This is a genomic window from Pseudanabaena sp. PCC 9330 (assembly GCF_055795045.1).
Map to the genome: position 1 here is coordinate 27,724 of NZ_JAYFES010000103.1, position 16,826 is coordinate 44,549.

Here is a 16,826-nt window from a genome sequence, read left to right on the forward strand (position 1 = left end):
AAAAATTGATCGAATTTTATTTGAAACAAGATTGAATTTGAAACAGTTTGAAATATGTTATTCTTTGGGGAATTGATTTGGCAACACCCTAGGGGTTGAGTTGCAGGTGCCTGGCTAGCAGTGGTTGGGCTATATCCCCAGAATCAGGAGAGCGGTCATGTTGAACCAACTGGATAGTTTTGGGGTTGTGCCACACGTTGTCTCGGCCAAGCCATTACAGGGGCTTTCTCTAGAGCAATTGCAGCAGTGGCCGATGGCTGACGTTACGTCCTGCGGGCGGCGCGGCTACCTGCCCGTCCGCTCCGATCGCCTCTGGTTACTCAAGGCGGGTGTTGTGCGCACGATTACCTACCAAGAAGACGGTACGGCGATCGCCCTGGGGCTGTGGAGCACTGGCGATATTGTCGGGCAGTCTCTCTCCAATGCCGATCCCTACCTGATCGAGGCGCTAACCCCCGTCGAGGCGGTCGCCATTGCCCTGAGCGACTGGCAACCCCCCGTGGACGTCATCACCAGCTACCTAAAAAACACTGAGGCGCTGATGGTAGTGCGCACCCACCGCCGGGCCGAAACCGCCCTGCTGAGTCTCTTGCAGTGGCTGGCCCATCGCTTTGGTTTGCAGATTGACCGAGGCTGCCTGATCGATCTCAAAATCACCCACCAAGACTTGGCTGACTTCAGCGGCCTCAGCCGGGTGACGGTAACTCGCCTGCTGCGGCAGTTTGAGGAACAGGGGCTGATCTATCGGCGATCGCGCCAGTTAATCTTGGCTGAGACAAGCGACCACTGGCACTACGAGATTTAGATGAGTGGGAGGAGTTTCCCCGGCAGGGCAGACCGGTGTGTCTGCCCTGTCGGGGAAACTCCGTCACTACATCACTCTTACCACCGCCGCAGTCGCAGCAGACTGAACTGAGTTCTCACGCGGTTGTGTAGGTAGACCAGCAGCAGGCTGCCCAATACCACGGGAGCAAGTAGGGCGACGACGGTGTAGCCGCGACCGTAGCTCCAGCGGTTACGGAGCGATCGGCGGCGGGCAAGGGGGCGGGGCGTAGAGGGGTAGACGAGGGCGGTTTTGGAGGTGTTGAGAGAGAAGGATGTCATGGTGCAGAGAGTAGAGAGAACAACGAACGGGGAAAGTTGCAGCGATCGCCAGAGGTAGGAAGTTTTGAGCTTTGAATGGCAACCAACTCAAAATTCAGCATTGAGAACTCAAAATTTCCTAGGGCGTGTCATCAATTGAGACTAAAAGTCTGGTGTATCAAGCCTTGCCACGCCCGACCCAAAAAACAGACTAGGGGCTGTCATCATTGATTTGTGGGCCTTCAGCAGCTAATTGATGACAGCCCCTAGTAGTGCCAGCTATCGCCGTCGGCGTGGCCCTTGCCCTGGATGGTGATGGGGTATTTCTGAAGCTGCTTGAGCCAGCACTGCACGGCATTTAGCGGGCCAGACAGCTCAATCTCTAGGGCGGTGGACTGGGCCAGGCTGCTGACCGAAAAGGTAGTCGGTTGGCCGCCTTGGGCAATGCCTCGGACGACCACCCGACAGCTTTCGGCCAGGTCTTCGAGCAGCGATTTTACAGACACCTGAGGAGAACCGTAGATTCTCAGCCTGAGCTGGGTTTGGGGGGTTGTCATGGCGCTTAAACCAGTGAAAACAGCAGAGAAAATCTCAAACTAGAGCGGGGAATCGTTGGGCACTACTCCCGCCTTGAATAAAACGAGAAGCGGCCAGGGTGCGATCGCACCTCTGAGCCCTCCGCTGGCGATGCCGCAGCGGCTCCCTTGGATGACCGACCCAGGCGCACGGCAATAGGCCGCTTGGCCTGCTTGACCCCGCTAAGGTCAACTACACCAACCTAAGTCGGTACAGCGACTACTGTGAGCGAACGTACCGGCGTCATTTTGAGGCTGGACTGGGCTTAGAAGGCTTGAACCAAGACCTGATTGGCCAGGTGAGCGCAGATGACAGCTCCCAGATCGTGGTGGTAGATTGCACCTTTACGGAGAAAAGTGGCCGCCACACCTACGGGTTGGACTGGTTCTACAACGGCAAAACGCAGCGAGCCGAGCGAGGGTTGGAATGGTCGGTAGTCGCGGTTGTTGATTTAGCGCAAAAGACGGGCTATGCGCTATCGGCCCAACAAACCGAAGCGGGGCTGGGTGCTCAGGCCGCCGCTTCGGCTGATGAGTCGAAGCCCCCCAAAAGCCGAGTCGACTTTTATCTAGGGCATCTGGCCTATTGCACAGCTTTCTTTCCAGCGAGAGTTCGCTATGTGGTCGCCGATGGCTTCTACAGCAAGTACAAATGGGTGAGCGGGGTGGTGCAGTTGGGCTTTCACTCCATTGGGCGGCTCCGCAGCGATGCCAACCTCAAGTTTCTCTATGAGGGTCCCCAGAAGCGACGGGGCAACCGCCGTCGTTATGACGGTAAGGTAAACCTGGCTGACACCAGTCGCTTCACCTTCGTGAAGACCCTAGAGGAGGGAGTGTCCCTCTACACCACTGTCGTTTGGTCGGTCAGCCTCAAGCGCCGCATCCGCTTGGCCTATTTGCTCAAGGAGCAAAGCGGGCGACGGAGCTATGTCGTCTTGTTCTCGACCGATATCGACGGTGACCCCATGGCGATCTATCAATACTACGCGGCGCGGTTTCAAATCGAATTCATCTTCCGTGATGCTCGCCAATTCACAGGCTTAGCGGATTGCCAAGCCCGCTCTCCCGAAGCACTCGATTCCCATGTCAACGCCAGTTTGACGGCCTTTAATTTGGCCAAAGCCGCCCTGCAATCCACTCAAGCTCAGGGTGAACCCGCTGAACCGCTCAGTTTCTCTATCGCCTCATTCAAACGGCAGGCCCTTAATGCCCATCTTCTCGACCTATTTACAGCCACGTTTGCTCTGGAGCCGACTTTGATTAAATCCCATCCCAACTACCAGACCCTCCTGAACTACGGGGTTATAGCCTACCCCTGTTAAGGTGAACAGATGAACTATTCCTTGGTATACGGGCGTTTCAGCGATCAGACCTCAAAATCAGGAATTGCAACCTCGGCTTTACGGATTTTCTTTCCCAGAAGCAAAGTGAACCAAGGCTCGTAAACCTTGTTTTCTCGTTGGCCATCGCGCCGATCCATTGGTACAAACGCTCACCTTAACAGGGGTAGGTTATAGCCGCATAGACTAGGACCACAGCCTCCTAAATCTGTCCGGAGTGTTGCAAAATATAATAATGGTTGTTGCGGTTGCTATTGCTCTAATTCTTTTTGAGGAGCTAGTTGGAATGATTCCCCTTAATAACGATTTAGGCACCAGTCCAAATTAGACCGTAGGAATGCAACAGAATAATTAATTTTAATTAAGAGACATAAATGAAGACTTGGCAAGAGCTAATTGAACAGAAACTGATAAAGCAAAAAAATAGTGTTGCCAAAATCAGTATCGACAAAAGGACTGTTCATTATTCCGAGAAAATAAAGCAAAACAGGGCTTTGAATTCCCTAACGGGTAACGAAGAAATTGTAAGAGCATTTCTGATTGACCGATTAGTAAACGAACTTGACTATAAGCCTGGGAATATTGAGATAGAAAAGGAATATTCTGTAAAGGCAGGACACGGAAAACTAACACCAAGAATTGACATCATTGTTAAAGACGATAAAGGTAATCCTTTCTTTTTCATTGAAACCAAATCGCCAAACAAGTTTGAAAAAGACAAAGAAGAAATTGAAGGACAGCTTTTCTCGTTAGCACAAGCCGAAGAAAAAGACTATAAAACCAAAGTAAAGTATTTGGTTTACTATACTGCCGACTTGCAAGACGAAGGCATTTTGGATAAAGCAATCATCATTGACTTTGAGAAATACCACAACTACGCAGACTGGGAGAATGACGGCTTTATTTCCATTGGAACGGAAACCACCGCAGGTTACGGAGAGCCAAAGAAGCAGCCCTTAATCAAAGGACACGAAAAGCACGATTTAAGAACCAAAATCAATCGTGAAGAAATTGAAGGTTTAGGAAGAAATCTACATAATGTGCTTTGGGGCGGCGGTGGAACCAACGACAGTGAAATTTTTTACTCTCTTGTAAACATCATTCTTGCCAAAATCCAGGACGAATATGAGAAGGAGGATGGTAAAGAATACGATTTTCAGATCCACCAATACGGAAATCATATTGAAGGAGCAGAAAAGGTTTATGATCGAATAAACCAGCTTTATAAACGAGCATTAAAAGAACAGCTCAATGTTTCGGAACAGCAAAAAATTGATGATGATCACGTAATTAACCGAAACAAGTTTCCGATAAACAAACTTATTTACACCGTTCAGTCATTAGAAAACTATTCATTTTTGGAAGGCCGCAGTTCATTGGACGGCAAAGATATACTTGGAGACTTTTTTGAGAGCATTACACGAGACGGTTTTAAGCAAACCCAAGGGCAGTTTTTTACTCCTACCCCAATCGTAAACTTTTTGATTTATGCTTTGCAATTGGATCAGTTGGCTATTGAACGGTTAAATAATGACAGAGAATTACCGCTCATCATTGACCCATCGGCAGGCAGCGGAACATACTTAGTAGAAGCAATGAAACTCATTACCAAGGAAATAAAATACAAACAAAGGCATCTAATTAAAACAAGCAGACAGATACAAGAGCGCTTGAATGAGCTTTTTGGAAGAATAGATGAAAAGAGCAAACAAAATAGATGGGCAAGATATTATCTATATGGTACTGAAATCAACTTTGACTTAGGCACTTCCTCAAAAGTCAATATGATTTTACATGGTGACGGCTCAACCAATATTTTTGTGAAAGATGGCTTATTGCCTTTCCGATTTTATGTAAAAGAAACATCACCCAACTATTTGGAAACAGCTAACGCAGAACTGCTTTACAACGACAAAGAAGTAAACGCAAAATTTGATGTTGTTATAAGCAACCCGCCTTTTAGCGTTGATCTGGATACGCAAACTCAAAGAGAAGTAAAAAATGCCTTTGCCTTTGGCGACAAAAAGAACTCTGAAAACTTATTTATCGAGCGATACTACCAGCTTTTAAAGGAAGGTGGTAGATTAGGGGTTGTGCTTCCTGAAAGTGTTTTTGACACCGCTGAAAACAAATATATACGCTTATTTCTCTTTAAATATTTCAACGTAAAGGCAATCGTAAGTTTGCCGCAATTGACATTTGAACCCTATACTTCTACTAAAACAAGTCTTTTGTTTGCCCAAAAGAAAACCAAAAAACAAGTAGAGCAGTGGAACAAGCTGTGGGACGCATACGGGAAAGAATGGGCAAAACTTAAAACCCGTGTAATTCGCTATTATAACTACTTTGTAGATGAAGCCAAACTAAGCAAAAAGTATGCTTGGGTAAAGGAACTTACGACCGACTTGAATAAACTTTTGGAGAATGAAGATAAGGATGCTGTTGAGGTGATCAATAAGAAAGATCTGGAACACATTAAAGCCAATATCAAACGCTTTTTGAAGGACTACGTAACCCCCGAAGATGAAGCATTAAATCCAAAAGAGTTGCTTTCCAAATATAGGGAGGAAATAGATAGTCTAGGAAAGTTTGAAAAGGAAACCAATGTATTTGGCTTTTACAATGCTTGGTGGGTGTTCGGTGAAGTAGCAAAAGAGATGGATTACGATATTTTTATCGCAGAAGCCGACAATGTGGGTTACAAGAGAACTACAAGGAGCGAAAGCCTAATGCCAAACGATCTTTACGATTTGGAGTACGCGCCTGATACGCTCAAAACAAAGGAAATTATTGAAATTTACGGTGAGGACGTCAGGACTTTAAAAGAGCAGTTAGATGAACTTAGAAAAGAACTGGAAGCTATAAATCATAAAATTGAAGACAAAGAAACCGAAGTACTGAGAAAGAAAGCGGAAAGGCTCACTAGCGATATTGAAGCACTGATTTCGAAAATTGAACAGGTAGAAGCTGAAGAAGCACAGGTTGCTGAAATTTTCAAAAAATATTATGAAGCCGATAAACTAAAAGCTGAATACGCTGAAAGAATCGACATCGAACTAATTAGCTATTTCAAAAAAGGAGTGCTTGCACGCTACAAAAGTGATGATATCGTGCTTCGTACAACCGAACAGTTAACTATACTAGACACCATTAGGAAAGAAGTGATATGGCAATAGTGAATAAGATAAAGTTTTCAGAACTAAGTAAAACAAGTAATTTAATTGCTTCAAGTAGAGTCCAGTATTACTGGGAACGGATGGAAGTTAAATCAAATAATAGACCATTAAATTATTTTTTATGCAATGACAATGACTTTTCGGTTGGTAAACTGAAAACAGAAAATTACGAAGAAGAATCAGAGAAAAACCATATTCCTATAGTTGACCAAAGCAAAAACTTTATTGCAGGATATACAGATAGAGAAGATTTAGCATATAAGGGAAACTTGCCTGTAATTATTTTTGGAGACCATACAAGAATTTTTAAGTTTGTTAACTTTCCCTTTGTTCAAGGTGCAGACGGCATAAAAATACTTTTTCCAGACAAGAATAAAGTAGACCCTTTATTCTTTTATTATTTATTACGATTTATGGATGTTCCAAGTAGGGGATATAATAGGCATTTCAGTCTTTTATCAGTTCAGAGATATTTATTATTTGATTTTGAAAAACAAAAAGAATTGCTATCTAAAATATCATCTTACGAAAAGGAAATTTTAGAACTTAAAAATTCAAAGCTAAAACCTTTAGACATCATAAATCGAGTTCTTGAAGACTACTTTAGAATTGACCTTAATGAAGTGTATAAGTTAGAAAAAAACAAAATTCTATCTGTTTCATTTGATAAAATTAGCCCGCACAATCTAGAACTACGATGTGGTCTAAGATGGAACAAAATGCAGTATATTCAATCAATCCTTTATTCTAATATCAATTGTATTAAAACGCTCGGTCATTTTAATATATCCACAAAAAATGGATGGAGCCCATCATCGGTTGAGGGCGGCGATGGTATCCCAGTCTTAGGTCAAGAAAGCTATAATTTTGATGGTGTACTTAGAATTAAACCATCAAAATTCACAGAAGAAACTCGCAACAATATTGAAGATTTTTTTATAAAAAAGGGAGACTTTTTTGTTAGCAGGGGTAATACTGTTGAATTAGTAGCCCTTGCATCAATTGTAAACGATGAAATAAAAATATAATATTTCCAGACTTATACATAAGAGTTGAATTAGACGAAGCTTGTATTAACAAGCAATATTTAAGTTATATCTTTAATTCTTTCATAGGCAGGTTGTATTTTAAGTATGTTGCAAAAGGAAAAAATCAAACAATGGTAAAAGTATCATCAACTGAACTTTTGAATTTCAGGCTACCAATTCCAGAACTTGAAGAGCAAATCGAGATAGTTAAAGCCATAAAGATTCAACTTAATGAACAAAAAGAAATAGATCGGCAGATTGAAGAAAAGCAACAGACAATAGATAAAATAATAGAAATTGCTATAGGGTGTGAACAAATAAATGCCTAGCAGCCGCAATGCACCGTAACGACTCAGTATGTCAAGTTGATTGTGAAAATTGCCTGCGTCCGGTGATTGCGAACGTTATCCGCACAAGTCGTAGCATATGACAAAAATGTCGAACCCATTTCAGCAACAACTCGAATCAGCAATCCAGCGGTACGAAGACGCAATGAAGATGTTGAAGTACGACGACGGTTCCGACATGCCCTCGGCTCTGCGCAACGAACTACAAACCCTCTGCCTCGCTGCAATTGAACGAGCTAGCGGTGTAGACTCGGTCTATTCCCGCCAGGTTCACGAAGCAAGATCAACCTCATCGCATGGCTACGACTATCTGTCGTCAATCGTTGGGATTGCACGTTCACTGCTACATGACATTCAAAATGGCTATCTCAAGTCGCTTGAAGAGATCATTCACGCTGATGTGTTCGCCGACTTCTTAGAAATGGCCGATCATCTAGTTGCAAACGGGTATAAGGACGCTGCTGCCGTGATAGCCGGAAGCACATTGGAGGCTCACTTGCGAAAACTTTGTGCCAAGTATTCTGTGCCAATTGATCATGCTGGCAAACCACGTAAGGCCGATACTCTGAATGCTGACCTCACGAAGACTGGTGTATATTCAAAGATCGATTTAAAGAATGTGACTGCTTGGCTAGGGCTGCGCAATGATGCAGCGCACGGAAATTACAGCGCATATGATGATAAGCAAGTATCGTTATTGATATCCTCGGTTCGCGATTTTTTGCCCGTAACCCCGCATAAGTGCAGATAACAACCCTGAAGCATTGGATTTCCTAGTTTGCCTGCTGTGGTAAAAAGACCTCGACAACCGCTGGCCAGAAACGTTAGACCCCTACAACTAACCTGCTTCCTGAAACTTCAACTTTGAATAGGCAGAATGACATTGTTGAGAGGTAGCTGAGGTGACTATCTATTAAGCCGAGTGCTTAATGGCCTTAACCAGCTGAAGGTTTGTGGGTTGCGTAGTTGCCTGGTCGCGCAACTAGCTGGGTCGCCTACCCTCGATTAAAAGCGAGGGTAGGCAAAACAAAGCCCCTGTACTAGTCAGGGGCAGATGTTAAATTCCATTCACTTACCCCCTGTCACCGCCCTCGCCTGCGAGGACACCACAGGTAGGCAACAGGCAGGAGTCCTGAATTGTAGATGCACCCTAATATCCAACCCCTACGGCACCTGCTGGCCAGTGGGGGTTTTGTTCTGTGAACACTAAATCTTCCTTCTTCTACAGTTCACTTGCACTATACTGCTCTAACGAGTTCCGAGAGAGGTTCAAACCCTCAGCACACGCGGCTTTCAATTCCCAGGTGCTATCTACCGCAGTTGCGCTGAAGGACATCTTTGAATTATTTATCGTCACTATTGCTGCTGGCTTCCCCCCGCCAGCAGCAGATAATGATGTGTCCACAGCCTCGTAAGAGTTGCTGTGTTTCAGGGGGCTTTGGGCGGCGAAGTTAAGGCGTGATGGTCAGGTAGCGAAGACGATGACGGTTTTTATCACCACCAGTCGCTTCCGGCCCAGGGAGCCATACTATGCCAACTCTCAGACGTTGATACTGCCCTTCCCCGCTAACGACACACCAACCTTAGTTAGGGCGGCGCTGGGGGCTACAGAGGAGCTTTATCAGCCAGGGTATAGCTTCCACAAAGCCGGAGTCATGCTGATGGACTTAAGCCCTGAAGGGATTGTCCAAGGGAGCATCTTCGGAGACCAGACCGAGCAAGAGCGATCTTGGGAGCTGATGGAAGTGATTGATTCCCTCAACCGGCAGTTTGGATCCGGGACTGTTCGATGGGCGGCTGAGAGGCTGCAACAGGGCTGGAGGGTGAGAGCCGACAGATTGACTCAGCGGTACACAACTCGCTGGGATGAGTTGGTCTCAGCTAACTAGCGAGTAAATCCGCAGTGTCTAACAATCGGTTTAGAGCACGTTGAGTTAGTCGAAGCTCACTCACTGCCACCGCCCTTATACGACTTCCCACAGTAGGGACAGAACCGGAACTTGAGAGAGGCGATAGGTTCTTGGCACCCTGAGCAGCGATCTTGCAACTGGCTCCCACAGGCGAAGCAGTGCTTTGAGCGTGGAGTCGTCCACATAGGATCGGGAGGCGTTCCGGGCACCCAGCACTGGGGGCAGAACTTGAGAGTTGCGATTTCCTCCATAGTCCTTCCCTGGCAGACCGCATCCAGATACTCCACTGAAATACCCAGGGCATGGGCCAGACCGCTCTTAGGCTTCTGCTTGAGCCGTGTGGTTTGACCACGCTCAATCTTGCCTACACTTTGAGGATGGATCCCGGCCTTCTCCGCCAACTCTTTTTGGCTCATACCCAGGCTCATCCGCCCCCGCTGCACATAGGCTGCAAGGGTTTCTCCAGGGGTTGGAGTCAAGTTTTCATCCAAAGGGTGCATTAAAGTATAGATAAAAAGATTAATTTAAACGCTATCTTACTCTCAAAGCGAAGGTGATTACCTGAGATGAAAACGATCATTACTCTAGCTAGCGTTTCGGTAGAATTCTTACAACGTCCAGGACTAGAAAAGAGTACCCAGCGCTCCTATGAGTCCGCCTTGATGCCCCTCTTGCAGGAGTATGGGCAGATGCCGATTGAGATCATGACCCGACAAACGTTGCAGGACTATCTCAGCGAGTTGCCTAACCTGGCTTACACCACCCACCAACGACACCAGGCCACTATCCAGGCGCTTTTTAACTTCGCGGTCGAGCAAGGCTACATCAAAGCCAACCCCATCGCTCGCCTGAAGCGGCGGAAGCCTGACCGGGAGAAAGGTGAGCATGGTACAGATGACGTGATCCGCTACCTGACACCAGAGCAGCTCAATGTCTTGTATCAAGCGGTGGCTTCAAACTTGCGGATGAATGCGCTGGTGCATCTGCTGCATCGAACCGGGGCCAGGATCGCTGAGATACTAGCCCTTGATCTGAACATCATGAACCTCGATCAGCGAAAGTTTCAGGTAGTCGGCAAAGGCAACAAGAGGCGGTGGTGCTTCTACAGCGAAGACGCGGCTCGGGTTCTGGAGCGCTATCTCAAATACCAGCGACACTCGGGTTGTTCAGCCTTATTTACCGCCCAGCAGCCCTTCACACAGAAAGTGAGCCGGATGAGCTATCGCACAGCTCACCAGGATTGGACGGATTTAATTGCCCAAAGGCCAGAGCTAGAGGGCATTCGGATGCATGACCTGCGCCATACCTTTGCCACTGAGCGAGTAGGGCTGATGGGCATCGAGGAATTAAGAGCGCTCATGGGGCACCAGAACATTCAGACAACCTTGCGCTACCAAAAGGTGACATCGCAGCGAGCCGAAACAGTCGCTCAAGCGGCGCTTACTGCGTTGGCTGAAAGCTAATCATCGATCCACTAAAAGCATTGGCAAATATATGCAGTTGTATAGCGTTTAGCTTTATATGTTCCTACTGATGCAGAGTATGCACTATACTCTGCATCAAGAAAGTGAGACCAAAAAGGAGCACTATCCAAAAACCACAGTAGATGGATCCAATCTGAGCTAAAAATAAGCGCCCACTGGATATTCAACGTCTTGCTCAAAAGCTACATTCAGCTCTTTGAGTAAAACTAACCCTCTGGCGTTGGGTGAATGGAAGTAGCTAGCGCCGCCTTCGTATAGAAAATTTGAGAATGCTCCAACCTTTGAGGCTGGCTACTCCTGGTTGTCGTCCTCTACCCCTGTAGGATTGCCTGGCTCAATCATCAAAGCTTTTCCTTCAAGGAGTGGATGCTCTTCGCCTACCGCAGCGTCGGCATATCTGTGAGGCCGTGACGTGGCTAGCTTTTCCTGGGTGGGATTTGGCTGCACATCAGGTTTTAGCAAAGAGACCTTGATCCCAAATACCAGCAGCCTGTCCTCAAGCCGCTTAAGCAGAATCTCAGGCCAAACGGGAATCACTGCCCGTCCACTAGAAACCGCATCAACAGCCTCTTGCTCTGAGAAGGGGCAGAGTTCCAGGCTCCCTTGGGCTTCTCTCTGCAAAAGCATGAAACGCTTGGTGACGCTGTACTGCTCAGGATTCTTGAAAACATCTGGATCTGACGCTTTAAGAACCGCTAGGTATTGACGGCAGACCTCATAAGTCAAACCCAAGGACATCAGGTACTCCATCGTGGTCAGTTGCAGAAGCTCTGACAGAGAGTAGTACACCGTGCGTCCGGTGCCAGTGGCGTTGATGGTGGGCACCACTACTTCTTTTTGCCGCCAATACTGAAGCTGCCGAGCAGTGCATCCCGTTATCTGGGCTGCCTCGGCACTGGTAAAGAATCGTTGGTCTATCGAAGATGAATCCATAGACCCATCCTATCGGAAAGACAAAAACTGAAGTTACTCTATAATAACATGATGTTTTTATAGAGCTATGACATATAAAACTGTCCGGTGCCGCTTGATCGCTTCAGCTGAGGCTCGGCAAGCCATTTGGACGTTAATGGCCGAACGTAATACCCCCTTGGTCAATGAAGTTCTTAACCGAGTGCCAGAATATCCTGATTTTGTAAGGTGGCAGCAGCGAGGCAAGTTGCCCAATGAAGTCGCTATAAAACTGGTTAATGGACTAAAAACTGATCCTAGATTTAGTAACCAGCCTGTCTGGTTCTACATCTCAGCGCAAAAGCAAGTCACTTACATTTTCAAAAGCTGGCTCAATCTGCAACGGCGTAAGCAGTGGCGGCTAGAAGGCAAACGCCGCTGGCTCGGCATTCTACAACCCGACTCTACCCTGGCTGAACAAGCCGGATGCAGCCTTGAAAAATTGCAGGGCACGGCAATCCGCATCCTTAAAACTGTCGAAGCGACCAACCTCTTCAAGCACCTGTTTAAGGAGTATGGGCAGGCCAAAAAAGCACTTCGTCAAAATGCCTTGGCCTATTTGCTCAAGCGCGGTGCCAAGCTCGACCCTGCAATCGAAAACCTAGACGCACTGGCCAAGCGCTACCGCAAAGCCGAAATTTCTATTCAGAGGCTAGAAACTCAGCTTCAGGCCAGCCTTCCGAAAGGACGCGATTTGACTGACCATATCCAGACGGAAGCACTCATCCAGAGTATTCACACGCCTCCTCTAGATGATGAGAGCTACGGCACCTGGCATCAATCCCTCACCAGAGAACCCGCTACCTTTCCCTTCCCAATCATATACGAAACCGCTGAAACTCTTATCTGGTCGCGAGATGAGCAAGGCCATTTGCTGGTCAGCTTTCAGGGCCAGGGCACAAGTCAGCATCGGTTTAAGGTGTACTGCGACAAGCCCCACCTGCACTGGTTCGAGCGGTTTCTGGTAGATCAAGAAACTAAAAGCGCAGGAGGAGATCGCCATTCAGCGGGCTTGTTTACCCTGCGATCAGCTCGGCTGTCTTGGATTCCGTCCAAAAAGCATCAAGATGAGTCTGAGCCATGGAACCGCTACCACCTCAACCTGTCTTGCACCGTAGACACTGCCCTGTGGACTCAAGAAGGCACCCAACTTGTGACGGCAGAAAAAGCCGCTAGCACTGCCACTAAGCTGTCATCCATGCAGACTAAAGGATCGCTATCCACAACCCAACAGGGTTACGTGCGGCGGCTAGAGTCTACCATTGAGCGGCTACAAACCCCTTACCCTCGTCCCAGCTGTCCCCTTTACCAACCTAGATCAGACATTCTGGTTGGGATCAGCATGGGGTTAGAGAAGCCCGCCACCGTTGCTGTCGTCAATGCCCTAAACAAAGAGGTGCTGGCCTACCGATCCGTCAAACAGTTGCTGGGCGAGCACTACCCGCTCCTACAGCGTGCCCGATCTGAACGGGTAAAAATAGCCCACCAGGGGCACCGGCAGCGTCGCAAAGGCGGCAAGCGCATGTCCCCAGAGTCTGACCTGGGTAAGCATGTTGATCGGCTGCTAGCTAAGGCAATCGTTGAACTTGCCCAAGTCCATCAGGCGGGCAGCATTGTCGTACCAGACCTTGCCCACATTCGCGAAATTGTTGAAGCAGAGGTCAAACAACGAGCGGCAGACAAGGTACCCGATTTTGTAGATGGCCAAAAGCAGTACGCCAAAGCCTACCGCGCTCAAGTTCACCAGTGGAGCTACGGTCGTCTGCAAGACGCCATAGCCTCTAAGGCTGGACAGTGCCGGATCACCGTCGAAACGGCTCGGCAAGGATGTTCTGGTTCGCCCCAAGAAAAAGCCAAAGACCTTGGCCTGCTAGCTTATGAAAAGCGTCTAGCACTTTCTACTTAGCCCCAGCATCCATGGCCTGATGTGCTAGCTAAGTTAGTGTCGCCGTCCTGAAATTCCTAGCGAAAACCCTATCAAGCCCTACTATACAAGAACTCATTCGTAGAGTAGGATACTTGTACCAAAAGCGCCGCAGAACATGCGAAAGCCTCTGCACTGTGAAAAATAAGGGCTTGTTTGACTGTGAGACCACAGTTTTACTTTCTGGCCCTGGTAGCTGACCACTCCGATGCTGCTGTTGTTAATGAACGTCTGGAATCGGGCACTGTGCAACAGGATGAGGGGCGCACCCAGCAAGAGAGGACGGACTTACTGTAGTGTTGGCTGCCAAAACAACTCCGATCAAGGAGTAATCCATGCACCCATATCGATATCTTAGCCTTCGCGAACTCCAAGCACAGGACTTTTTCCTGGTAGGTTCGCGCAGCCTGAAAGCCTTACCCGTTGGCAGTCAAGTGTTACACGGTGTGTTTTGGCGAATTAAACAGGCTGTAGAAAGGAAGGTTCGCGATCAAAGAGGCTACATAGCCCGCGAACCAAGGGTTTTGATTGGGTGCTGTCGCACTGGGATTCTACAGCCCGTGAGGATTGAAACAATTGTGTTTACACTCCCTGGCTGGCCAGCTTTCTGGTCGCACTGGGCTTCTACAGCCCGTGAGGATTGAAACAATTGTGTTTACAACTTCGGGCTAGCCAGATCTTGTCGCACTGGGATTCTACAGCCCGTGAGGCTTAAAATTCATCTTGCATCACTGGATCCTCGTCCAAACGAGAGAACATCATAGACTGACAACCACCATAGACTTGTGATGTTTCGAGTGAACTATCATTGAGAAGCATGGATTGAAACGAATCCCGCCATCTCGACTAGACGATGTGCGGGTAAACGACAGTAATTCCGGAACGGCGACACCAATTCCAGAACGATGTCAGATAATTCCGGAACGTACAGATGCGTCGGCTACAAGGCGCTTCCGCAGTAGGTTTTAGAAGAATCGGGATGGCGGGATTCGAACCCACGGCCCCTTCGTCCCGAACGAAGTGCGCTACCAAGCTGCGCTACATCCCGTTTTACTCAACTAGGGTAACACGACAGCCCCCCACCGTTGGCAAAATTTAGGTTAGCAGCAGCGATTCGCAGCGTCTAAAACCTACGACATCCCACAACTCAGCCCCAACATCCCCCACGCCACCTCCCCCAACCGACCCTCGCCCCCCCAAAGTAGCCGCAATCTCCCACAACGCAACTAGCATTTGCGCCCAATCCGCGATCGCGTCAGGAGAATTTGCCAATCTTTTCAGACTTTTCGGCAAAACCAGCCGGTTGAGTAAATTGTGCGTAGTGCCGCCGCCCTGGCCGTGTCACCGCCGAATTAAGCGAGTAAACTCAGAGAAAATCTGCTCTTTATCCCCCGACATTTGGAAATCTGCTATGGCAGCACCTTCAGGCCCCATTCCAGCTACGCCGAAGCCGATCAAATTTGGCACCGATGGCTGGCGCGGCATTATCGCCGCCGACTTCACCTTTGAGCGGGTGGCCCAGGTGGCGGCGGTGTCTGCCCACGTGCTGCACCACTGCTTTGGGGCCGAAACTGGCAGCCGCACGATCGCAGTGGGCTACGATCGCCGCTTTCTAGCCGCCGAGTTTGCTCGCACCGCCGCCGAGGCGATCGCCGCCCAGGGCTTCGACGTGCTGCTCTCCCAAGACTACGCTCCTACCCCAGCCTTTAGCTACGCTGCCAAGCATCAGAATTTGTTGGGGGCGATCGTCATTACCGCCAGCCACAACCCCCCCTCCTATTCAGGGCTCAAGATTAAAGGAGCCTTTGGCGGTTCGGTCTCCCCTGAGGTGACCAAGCAGGTCGAGGCGCTGCTACCCACCCCCCCGGCACCTCTGGGCAAACCTGGCCAGGTCGAAACCTTTGACCCCTGGCCCGACTACTGCGAGGCCCTCCAAGCTCAGGTCGATGTTGCGGCTATTCAGACCGCCATCTCTAGCGGCAAGCTAACGGTGTTTGCCGATGTTATGTATGGCTCTGCCAGTGGCGGCCTGCCTCGGCTCCTGGGCGAAGGTAGCATTCATGAGCTGCACAGCGAGGCCGACCCGCTGTTTGGCGGCAACCCGCCCGAGCCTCTGCCCAAGTACCTGGGCGAAATGCTGGAGACCGTCAAAGAGTATCCAATGCAGCAGGGTGTGAAAGTGGGGCTGGTGTTTGATGGCGACAGCGATCGCATCGCCGCCGTCGATGGCCAGGGCAACTTCCTCAGCTCCCAAATTCTGATTCCCATTCTGATCGACCACCTCAAGTCGCGCCGGGGCTACAGCGGCGAAATCGTCAAAACCATCAGCGGCTCCAACCTGATCCCCGCCGTAGCCCAGATCAACGGCCTAGAGCTGTACCAAACCCCCGTCGGCTACAAATACATCGCCGATCGCATGCAGGATGCCAAAGTGCTGCTGGGTGGCGAAGAGTCGGGCGGCATCGGCTACGGCCACCACATTCCCGAGCGCGACGCCCTGATGTCGGCCCTCTATGTATTAGAAGCGGTGGTGGCCTCAGGGCTAGACCTCAGCGACTACTACCGCAGCCTGCAAGAAAAAACCGGCTACTTCTCCGAATACGATCGCATCGACCTGCCCCTGGCCAGCATGGAAGTACAGGCCAAGCTGCTCGACGCCCTCGCCACCGCCCCACCCACCGAAGTTGCAGGCAAAGCCGTCACCCACATTCTCGACATCGACGGCTACAAACTCACCCTCGACGACGACAGCTGGCTGCTGATCCGCTTTAGCGGCACCGAGCCGGTGCTGCGCCTCTACAGCGAAGCCAAGACCATCGATGAGGTGCACAAGCATCTGCACTGGGCGAAGGATTGGGCGAGTTCGTTTACCTGAAGCGGGCAGGGGGTAAGAGGCCATCGTCCCTACTCCCCGCCCCCCACTCCATCACTCCCTGTAACAACTCCTCAAAAAACGTTAAGACTCTGCATCACTGTCCTCGTAATCCTTAACACTGGAATGCTAGAAG

At 49.0% G+C, this 16,826-nt stretch carries 14 protein-coding genes and 1 tRNA gene; 10 read left to right on the plus strand and 5 right to left on the minus strand.

The annotated features are described in order from the left end of the window. Positions 1-157: 157 nt before the first annotated feature. Entirely contained in the window at positions 158-805 is a 648-nt protein-coding gene (locus AC0QKW_RS12595) for a Crp/Fnr family transcriptional regulator (RefSeq protein WP_473151422.1), read from the plus strand. A 77-nt stretch (positions 806-882) separates the two neighbouring features. Here AC0QKW_RS12595 and AC0QKW_RS12600 read toward each other — a convergent pair whose 3' ends face one another. Both AC0QKW_RS12600 and AC0QKW_RS12605 read right to left on the minus strand, forming a co-directional pair. After that, positions 883-1,104, minus strand: coding sequence for a hypothetical protein (locus AC0QKW_RS12600; protein ID WP_473151423.1), 222 nt, complete (start codon positions 1,102-1,104; stop codon positions 883-885). 245 nt (positions 1,105-1,349) lie between these two features. Further along, the gene (locus AC0QKW_RS12605) at positions 1,350-1,640 is read right to left on the minus strand and encodes a hypothetical protein (RefSeq protein ID WP_473151424.1); all 291 of its coding nucleotides are present in this window, start codon (positions 1,638-1,640) and stop codon (positions 1,350-1,352) included. A gap of 317 nt (positions 1,641-1,957) precedes the next feature. On the opposite strand from AC0QKW_RS12605, the gene AC0QKW_RS12610 reads away from it, so the two are divergent. The 6 genes from AC0QKW_RS12610 (at position 1,958) to AC0QKW_RS12635 (ending at position 9,438) form a co-directional block, all read left to right on the plus strand. After that, positions 1,958-2,980, plus strand: a complete 1,023-nt coding sequence (locus AC0QKW_RS12610; RefSeq protein ID WP_473151518.1) for a transposase — start codon at positions 1,958-1,960, stop codon at positions 2,978-2,980. A 392-nt stretch (positions 2,981-3,372) separates the two neighbouring features. After that, on the plus strand, positions 3,373-6,174 hold the full coding sequence (locus AC0QKW_RS12615; RefSeq protein ID WP_473151425.1) for an N-6 DNA methylase: 2,802 nt from the start codon (positions 3,373-3,375) through the stop codon (positions 6,172-6,174). Next, on the plus strand, positions 6,165-7,202 hold the full coding sequence (locus AC0QKW_RS12620) for a restriction endonuclease subunit S domain-containing protein (RefSeq protein ID WP_473151426.1): 1,038 nt from the start codon (positions 6,165-6,167) through the stop codon (positions 7,200-7,202). Before AC0QKW_RS12615 ends, AC0QKW_RS12620 begins: the two co-directional genes overlap by 10 nt. Before the next feature lie 92 nt (positions 7,203-7,294). Next, complete coding sequence (locus tag AC0QKW_RS12625; protein WP_473151427.1) at positions 7,295-7,531, plus strand: hypothetical protein; 237 nt, start codon at positions 7,295-7,297, stop codon at positions 7,529-7,531. Positions 7,532-7,637: 106 nt separating this feature from the next. Next, the gene (locus AC0QKW_RS12630; RefSeq protein ID WP_473151428.1) at positions 7,638-8,300 is read left to right on the plus strand and encodes a hypothetical protein; all 663 of its coding nucleotides are present in this window, start codon (positions 7,638-7,640) and stop codon (positions 8,298-8,300) included. A 667-nt stretch (positions 8,301-8,967) separates the two neighbouring features. After that, positions 8,968-9,438, plus strand: a complete 471-nt coding sequence (locus tag AC0QKW_RS12635; protein WP_473151429.1) for a DUF4113 domain-containing protein — start codon at positions 8,968-8,970, stop codon at positions 9,436-9,438. A 56-nt stretch (positions 9,439-9,494) separates the two neighbouring features. Here AC0QKW_RS12635 and AC0QKW_RS12640 read toward each other — a convergent pair whose 3' ends face one another. Continuing rightward, positions 9,495-9,959 (minus strand): helix-turn-helix domain-containing protein, encoded by a 465-nt coding sequence (locus AC0QKW_RS12640; RefSeq protein WP_473151430.1) that lies wholly within the window; start codon positions 9,957-9,959, stop codon positions 9,495-9,497. Positions 9,960-10,025: 66 nt separating this feature from the next. Here AC0QKW_RS12640 and AC0QKW_RS12645 point away from each other — a divergent pair, with 66 nt between their 5' ends. Beyond that, positions 10,026-10,922 (plus strand): tyrosine-type recombinase/integrase, encoded by an 897-nt coding sequence (locus AC0QKW_RS12645; RefSeq protein WP_473151431.1) that lies wholly within the window; start codon positions 10,026-10,028, stop codon positions 10,920-10,922. Positions 10,923-11,234: 312 nt separating this feature from the next. On the opposite strand, the gene AC0QKW_RS12650 is transcribed toward AC0QKW_RS12645, so the two are convergent. Further along, on the minus strand, positions 11,235-11,876 hold the full coding sequence (locus AC0QKW_RS12650) for a MerR family transcriptional regulator (RefSeq protein WP_473151432.1): 642 nt from the start codon (positions 11,874-11,876) through the stop codon (positions 11,235-11,237). A gap of 67 nt (positions 11,877-11,943) precedes the next feature. On the opposite strand from AC0QKW_RS12650, the gene cas12k reads away from it, so the two are divergent. Then, positions 11,944-13,800 carry a type V CRISPR-associated protein Cas12k gene (gene cas12k, locus AC0QKW_RS12655; RefSeq protein WP_473151433.1) on the plus strand — a complete coding sequence of 619 codons (1,857 nt, stop codon included), beginning with the start codon at positions 11,944-11,946 and terminating at the stop codon, positions 13,798-13,800. Positions 13,801-14,792: 992 nt separating this feature from the next. Here cas12k and AC0QKW_RS12660 read toward each other — a convergent pair. Continuing rightward, positions 14,793-14,866, minus strand: a tRNA-Pro gene (locus tag AC0QKW_RS12660). 363 nt (positions 14,867-15,229) lie between these two features. Between AC0QKW_RS12660 and AC0QKW_RS12665 the strand changes: the two genes are divergently transcribed. Then, the gene (locus AC0QKW_RS12665; RefSeq protein WP_473151434.1) at positions 15,230-16,693 is read left to right on the plus strand and encodes a phosphoglucomutase/phosphomannomutase family protein; all 1,464 of its coding nucleotides are present in this window, start codon (positions 15,230-15,232) and stop codon (positions 16,691-16,693) included. The last annotated feature ends 133 nt before the right edge of the window (positions 16,694-16,826 follow it).